At 57.5% G+C, this 6620-nt stretch carries 6 protein-coding genes and 1 tRNA gene; 2 read left to right on the plus strand and 5 right to left on the minus strand.

Annotated features, from left to right (window positions below):
• Positions 1-564 (plus strand): DUF2569 family protein (locus EN932_RS25430; RefSeq protein WP_127370421.1); only part of this gene is annotated, 564 nt, incomplete at its 5' end.
• A gap of 367 nt (positions 565-931) precedes the next feature.
• Here EN932_RS25430 and EN932_RS25440 read toward each other — a convergent pair.
• The 5 genes from EN932_RS25440 to EN932_RS25475 form a co-directional block, all read right to left on the minus strand.
• Positions 932-1231 (minus strand): DUF1236 domain-containing protein, encoded by a 300-nt coding sequence (locus EN932_RS25440; RefSeq protein ID WP_013531386.1) that lies wholly within the window; start codon positions 1229-1231, stop codon positions 932-934.
• 1260 nt (positions 1232-2491) lie between these two features.
• Positions 2492-3199 carry a Crp/Fnr family transcriptional regulator gene (locus EN932_RS25455; RefSeq protein WP_127369725.1) on the minus strand — a complete coding sequence of 236 codons (708 nt, stop codon included), beginning with the start codon at positions 3197-3199 and terminating at the stop codon, positions 2492-2494.
• Between the two features lie 608 nt (positions 3200-3807).
• Complete coding sequence (locus EN932_RS25460; protein WP_084015764.1) at positions 3808-4191, minus strand: hypothetical protein; 384 nt, start codon at positions 4189-4191, stop codon at positions 3808-3810.
• Positions 4192-4460: 269 nt separating this feature from the next.
• On the minus strand, positions 4461-5114 hold the full coding sequence (locus EN932_RS25465) for an outer membrane beta-barrel protein (protein WP_013531390.1): 654 nt from the start codon (positions 5112-5114) through the stop codon (positions 4461-4463).
• A 1098-nt stretch (positions 5115-6212) separates the two neighbouring features.
• Positions 6213-6288, minus strand: a tRNA-Thr gene (locus EN932_RS25475).
• Positions 6289-6443: 155 nt separating this feature from the next.
• Here EN932_RS25475 and EN932_RS38070 point away from each other — a divergent pair.
• The gene (locus tag EN932_RS38070) at positions 6444-6611 is read left to right on the plus strand and encodes a hypothetical protein (RefSeq protein ID WP_013531392.1); all 168 of its coding nucleotides are present in this window, start codon (positions 6444-6446) and stop codon (positions 6609-6611) included.
• Positions 6612-6620: the final 9 nt, after the last annotated feature.

Raw genomic sequence — 6620 nt, forward strand, 5'->3', positions numbered from 1 at the left:
GCGTTTTCCATCTGGCATTGGGCGATCATGCTGCTGTTGATCGGCGTGCCTGTTTTCTTTGCTGTTCGATCGGCCGCGAAGCCGTCGCAGAATCCTGAGACTCTTGTGGGCTTCGGCGGCTGGCTGATGCTGCTGGCTATCGGTCAGGCATTGTCACCGCTGCGCACACTCGCCGAATTGGGGGCCTCCAGCGATGGCTACAACCAGCTCATGCTGGTGCCGAATGGACCCATGGTGGTCTATGGCGAGGTTGCCCTGCTGCTGGCATTCATGGTGTTTCAGCTTGTGGTGCTCGTTGCCATGCTGAGGCGGAGCCTTCGGTTCAAGCAGTTGTTTCTCATCCAATGGCTCGCAATCCCGGTGGCGGTCATACTGGACGCGATCTGGGTCTCCACCGCGATCGGGGTTTCGGTTCGGAAAGTGGTCACTGGCGAGGCGCTTGCGACGTACATAGTCTCGTTTGTGCTGATAGGGCTCTGGGTCGCCTACGTCTACAAGTCCGTCAGGGTGCGGAACACCTTCACCAGGGTTGGGGCATCCACCCAGGTTGCTGGCGCGTCGTAGAAGAAGGCACAACTTGGAATGTTGGAACTGCGCGCGGCGATCCGCGGGCAGAACCGAATTCTTGTGGCGGCGATTGGGGTGTGACCTCGTGCACCACTATGTCGCCATCGAACCTGGAACGGCCAGATCCTGAGCCGACCGACCTCGACCATCATCCGTGACGGCTGCGACCTTTTGGAAGGTCTTTATTTCGGCCTCATTTATACGTGCTGCCCGCGCTCTCGCCTGGAGATCAACCAGGCGCGCCACGAGCGATTGCGACGTCTCGACTTCAGGGTTCATCATTTTCATTTGTCCGATTGAGTGGCGATTTGACGAGCACAACCCGCCGGCATCCCTGCCGGCGGGCCTGGCCCGGTTCGAAGTTTCAGTCGTAGACTTTCACAATCTTGCGTGTGCTCGGGTCCACCAAAACCGTTCGGTTGTCGACCACCGTATAGCGGTATTTGACGTTGGGAACCTCGTGGAGTTCGACCGTGTCTGGCAGAGCCGTGCCGACATTCAACTCCACCCCCGGAAGCTTCACAGAAGCCAAGGGTTGCTTCTTCACGTATTCGCGGACGACGGTGTCCTGTTCCGGTGTGATAACCACATCCTGTGCCGCAACCGCGCCGACGCTGGCCAACAGCAAGAGCGCCGCAGCGGCGCTGCTTAGGTGCATCCTCATTTGTTTTTCTCCTCTTGTAACCTGGCGGCAGCACGATCGGCTGGGCGCCAGCCACCCGAACACGTCGCCAGGCCAAACGTTCCTCATACGGGCCTCTGTCTGAATCCGCGCAGGACCAAAGTCTGGTTGGAAAACGCAATGGTCTTACCCGTTGGGAGTAGGCGGAACGGCTTAGGCCTAAAGGTTGTTGTCTCTCCAATTCGGAGAGAAACAGTGGAAAAAAGTGTCGGCCAGGCGCGATGGTTGCTCGCACCGATTTTCGCAACAGCCATCACCTTCTTGGTGATGGGGGTCGTTCTTGGCTGACATGGCGTGGATCGGCGCAGCTACGTCCCTTCCTGCGCTGATAGGACCCGTGAGCTGCTTCGACGGCGGGCGGGTCCTGTATTTCACCGTGCGCCCATGCATGCTCATTCGGCAGGCGTGGGCGCATTTCTAGCACATGTACCTTGGGAGGTTTATTATGGATCGGCGATCCTTCTTGACTGCAATGTTTGGCGTTGCCGGGGCAGCGGCCCTTGCAAGCGCTGTCCGCCCAACTGACGCAATGGCGGGTGTTCCAGGGGCCGGACACGGCATCCTCGATGAACTTGAGACGCCACAAACAGAGACCTTTGAAGAAGACGCACAGGCAGAAGTGCAGCAAGTCTACCATCGGGACTGGCACTACCGTCCCCACCGCCGCCGGCGGGGCTGGAGACGGGTTTGCCGCAGTTATTGGCGGCATGGTCGCCGTCGCGTCCGGTGCTACCGCCGACGTGGTCCTTCGGTCGTCCTTCGATTTTAACTGATTTCCCGCCTCGGCCCGTTCCGGCTCACGCGCCGAGAACGGGCCGGTTTAGATTCTTTTCGGTGAACGATGACAATGACATTGGTCCACAGATCGAATGAGAGTGGCAGCGCGAACCAACCGGGAAATGGCAACGATGATCGTGCGCCCGGGTTTGTGGCCTCCGTCGCTTTGCCGGACAGAGAAAACATTGCCGACCTTGTCAGACGAACAGAGCGCATGGCCATCTTGGTGGTTCTTGGACTGAGCGGCTGGTTGATGCTCGTCCCCGCTATTTATCTTGTGCTGACGCACGGGATATGAAGCTTGCGGGACATCCGTGCGCGCCCAGGGTTGGATTGCAATCGCATCGGATCGCGGCTTCCGCAGCCGTTTCGTGTCACCGGCAATGTGGGCGGGACGGGCTGTATTGCTGGCGCGAGGCGCAGGTGCTTGGATCACCGCGGCCTACGTCCGGCATGCTTGGAGCGCTATAATCCAACTAGCCGAACGTAATCGGCTTCTGGCTTGCCGTAGGTGCCGTTTGCGCAGGCCGCAAGTCCGCTGCGGTCCCTGATGTGCACTTCGCCACGTCGAGAATAGCTGAAACCACGTCCTTCCAGAACTTGCAGCCCAACGGTAACGCCTGGGCGTCTTGCTCCAAGCATGACGGCGAGAAACTCATGGGTGATCGCAAGGCGCTCGCCGTGGACCCGATCGTCACACATTAGAAGCCAGCGCGCCAACCGCTCTTCAAGGTTTGATTTTGCGTTGATCAGGGCCGTATAGCTGGTCTGGATGTGGAAGTAGTGGACATAGCGCAACAGGAAAAGGCGCAACGTTGGGCTGTTCGCAAGAGCCTCCTTGAAGGGCTCGGTTCCCATCCTGAAAGCGCTGCCGGCCGACTGAACGTAACATTGATGCGCTGCATAGTCAGCGCCCATCACGAGCGCGGCACCGGTCATTCCCTCAAAGCCGACAAGGCCCACCTCGGCTTCCTTACCTGAAGCCGTCGCGACCACAGAAGCGATGCCGTCCTCCAGGAAGTACACCGTCTCGATCTCCGAATCGGCTTTCTCTAAGGTCATTTTCGGCTCGAGGTCACACAGTTCAAGGTGTGGCTGCAAAAGCCCCAGGTCACCAGGGTCAAGCCTGCGCAACAATTGGTTTCTGTAGGAATCGTTCTCTGGATTGGTCATAGCTCAATCCCGCTTGGGGCAAGAGCTTTCCAATCTCCCTGCCGTCTGCGCCCGTAGACACGTGCAGACGATTTAAAAAATATACGCCCTCTGGCGCGCGATTGACAGTGAAATGCAACCTGATGCACGGCGTCCCCTCAGCCGCCGAATTACAAAAGAGGGGTGTACAAAGTTAAAGGGTTGGAATCGTACAGAACTCTGCTTCGTACGAATCCGACAATTTGTGATCGCAGCCAACGAGCCGGCATGATGTAGATGGTTATCAATGTCGAGGCAGAGCGACGAGAGGGCGACCGACCGACTGGCAACGCGACGGCTGTGCCCCATAACGGGTCAAAAGTTTGGCATCTAAATTGCTTTCACAGGTATGGGGTGGGCGAGAGCCCGTCGCTTCGCAAATGGAGCGGCGGGTCTACCCTACCAGTGACTGTCGAATGGCCGCGGCAGCAGAATGTACCGCCTTTCAGCAGAAACTAACGGAACATCCGTACTCGCCCAAAGTTGGGTTGCAGGAAGCATCGCATGCGGGCTTCCGCAGCCCGTTTCGTGTCACCGGCAATGTGGGCGGGGCGGGCTGTTTTGCGTTGGTACGCAATTTATACCGCTGACTACTTGTGGGTAATCCAGTCCAACAAGCCAACGTCAACCTGCTCGCACCCGACATATTCGCGGACCAGGCTTTCAGCCAGGTGGCGCCATTCACACTCGGGAACGCTTGCTTCCCTGACCAGGTTTCGAAATGCAGAGCGGAGAATGTCGGCATCGAAGGCCGAGACAGCAACAGGACCTGGGTCCAGATCTTCCCAACCTCGGGCCATGTCATCGCGATGACGTTGGCGAAGGCGCTTGAGCAGTTCGCGCGAGGCCTCGATTGCGCGTCGGGAGTGGTCCATATCACGGCGAAATGAGGCAGTTCCGGCCAGGGAATGGTGCCGCAACCGAAAGCTGGTTTCTATAACCGCGCGTGCGACTTCTATATGCGTTTCTGCCATCGCGGCCTCCCTTCCTGCGAAAGGATTTATTTACTCTCTTGTCACGCGTGACCCAAGAAGGATTCAACGTACGGTTTGATACGAAGGGGTGGCGCGCAGATGGGCATGGTCCCGAACGAACGAAGGGCCTGAACGGCAAACTATTTGCGATCCAGGCCCCTAGCCGTCGGGCTCGTGGCGACATTGCGCCCGCGGAATGCCGTTCACAAGCTGGACCTTGGTCTTGCCATTCCCGCGGAGGGCGTCAAAGTCGGAGACGCGCTGAACAGTTAGAACTTCATCGCGATGCCGACGCGGAAATCGTGCGTCTGAAGCGTGTGTTCCAGCGTGCATCCGCCGCCACAATATTCAAGCGACTTCTTGCCGAAGAAGGAGAAGTCGTATTCGCCGCGCAAGAACACGTTGTGTGTGAGCGCGACGTCGATGCCTGCTCCAACAACACCACCGACCAAGGTGGCATCCCGCTCAGCGTTTCCACCCGGGTAGAATGTCTTCAGCTTTGCAGCGGTTACACCAGCCGTGACAAACGGCATGTAGGCTCCCATGTCCATGCCAACGCGACCCTTTACGGATCCGAACAAACCTGTGGAGGCGTCAAGGACGCCTGGGCCTGGAATATCGTCGAAGGTGTTCTTCTTGAAGCGGTAGCCAAGCTCGCCTTCGACGCCATAGACAATCTTGCCGGATTGGAGGTTATAGCCTGCAAAGCCGCCGACCGTTGCCGAGCCGACATTATGCGTTGCGCCAGCCTGGGCGCCCGGTCCATAGATCTTGTAGTGTTCCAACGTTCCGGCGCCGAACACGCCGGCGTATGGCCCTTGCCAGGTCCATTCAGGGGTATCGACAGGAGCGATCGTCATATCGGCAGCCATGGCCGGAGCCGCGGAAAGCGCAACGAATGAAGCGAGCAAAAAAGCTTTCATGAAATCCCCATCAAAATCGCCAATCGCCTTATATCGATGAGCCTGCAACTTTGTATATAGCTAGGAAGTCACACCCGTAGGCTAAGTTGCTGCGCCTGAATTCGGCGAAATAGGTATCGGGATGGCCGGTGCAAGCAGGCATCCCTCGAAGAGCTCAATACTTCCGCGTCAGGCTTCGATGCGGGCATTATCGAGAAATTCAAGTGCGGAGCGTGGAAGGGTGCCGTTCTGATCTTCAATGAAGCCGCTGCCGCACGGATCAGGCTTGCAGCTGTGTTCGTGAAGAATGCCGATGGGTATACCGGACGGCTCAATCCGCAGCAATCAGGAAGGATGCCGTCGACGCCATAGTTAGGCGGCGGCGCGCAGGGCGGTGACTCGCCCAATGTCCGGGTCCCTTCTCAGCCATCTATCGGTAAAGTCCCGGGTATTTGGCCTTCTCAGCCTGGCAATTTCCCGCTCTCTGGACCGCCATGGCGTAAGCTCTTTCATAGGTGCGAATGGCCTTCCGGAACTTAGGAGGATTAGGCGTCAGGTGTTTTTCTAATCCCCTCGTACAAAAGCACAGGGACAGCAATGATAGCTTTTCCATCTTCTGTAGGCCTCAGCCGGCACCTTTGCATAACGCCGTTGAGGTTACCTGCCATTTTAGCGGCCAAATTTAACTTGGCATCGGGCATCCCGACCAGGAAGTGGATATTGTCCTGTCCTGCCGAAGCCGCCGAAGACGCGAAGCAAATTGCGGCGGCGAGTGCGACCAAAATGCGGATCAAAGTGACGTCCCCCCAATATTCCCAAATCTGAGCCAGGCTGAATATTTGGCAACCTAGCACCAAGCACACTATCCACAAATATGACACCTTCAAAACGCTCTCGCTCGATGCGCCAATGGGAGGGACTGACCTTAGGCGAATCGATTTGCTGGTGGCGCCGGAACCTTACGAGCCGGAGGAGGACGAAGAGGATGATCCGGATACGGTGATGCTCTGGGGCGGATACTCGCGTTGGCAAATGAAAAATTCCAGGTGGATAAGCGGTGGATCGAACCCGAACCTTGTTTTCTAAGCTTTTGAAAATGTTATGGTTTTTGCATTGTGCTGGTGCCCCCGGACGGAATCGAACCGCCGACCTTCGGTTTACAAAACCGCTGCTCTACCAGCTGAGCTACAAGGGCACGGCGCTCCGGTTAGCATATTTGTTGCGCCAGTAAAGACAAAACTCCGTTTTTCCCGGCATGCCGCATGGGCCGTCGGCGAGGGCATCCTGAAAACCGCCGGATTGCTTCCTACATCTAGGGAAGGGTGCAATCGCTTCGAGCAGGGGTGTCGCATGATCAGATTTGTCATCATTCTCCCGATCATCTTCGTGGCCTGGATGCTGCTGGTGAAGATCATCAGCGACGTGAAGAAGGCCAATGTCGACTGGACCGGCGTCACCACCATCATCGGCTTCATCGCGCTGGCGTTCTGGCTGCGCCATGTCACGGGGATGGGGTGAGGGAATAGG

The organism is Mesorhizobium sp. M7A.F.Ca.US.002.01.1.1, from assembly GCF_004022955.1.
Lineage (GTDB): Bacteria > Pseudomonadota > Alphaproteobacteria > Rhizobiales > Rhizobiaceae > Mesorhizobium > Mesorhizobium ciceri.

What these genes read in the sequence shown, in the direction of transcription:
- EN932_RS25440 (WP_013531386.1), bottom strand. Translation starts at nt 1,231, where the DNA reads ATGAGGATGCACCTAAGCAGCGCCGCTGCGGCGCTCTTGCTGTTGGCC.
- EN932_RS25455 (WP_127369725.1), bottom strand. Translation starts at nt 3,199, where the DNA reads ATGACCAATCCAGAGAACGATTCCTACAGAAACCAATTGTTGCGCAGG.
- EN932_RS25460 (WP_084015764.1), bottom strand. Translation starts at nt 4,191, where the DNA reads ATGGCAGAAACGCATATAGAAGTCGCACGCGCGGTTATAGAAACCAGC.
- EN932_RS25465 (WP_013531390.1), bottom strand. Translation starts at nt 5,114, where the DNA reads ATGAAAGCTTTTTTGCTCGCTTCATTCGTTGCGCTTTCCGCGGCTCCG.
- EN932_RS38070 (WP_013531392.1), top strand. Translation starts at nt 6,444, where the DNA reads ATGATCAGATTTGTCATCATTCTCCCGATCATCTTCGTGGCCTGGATG.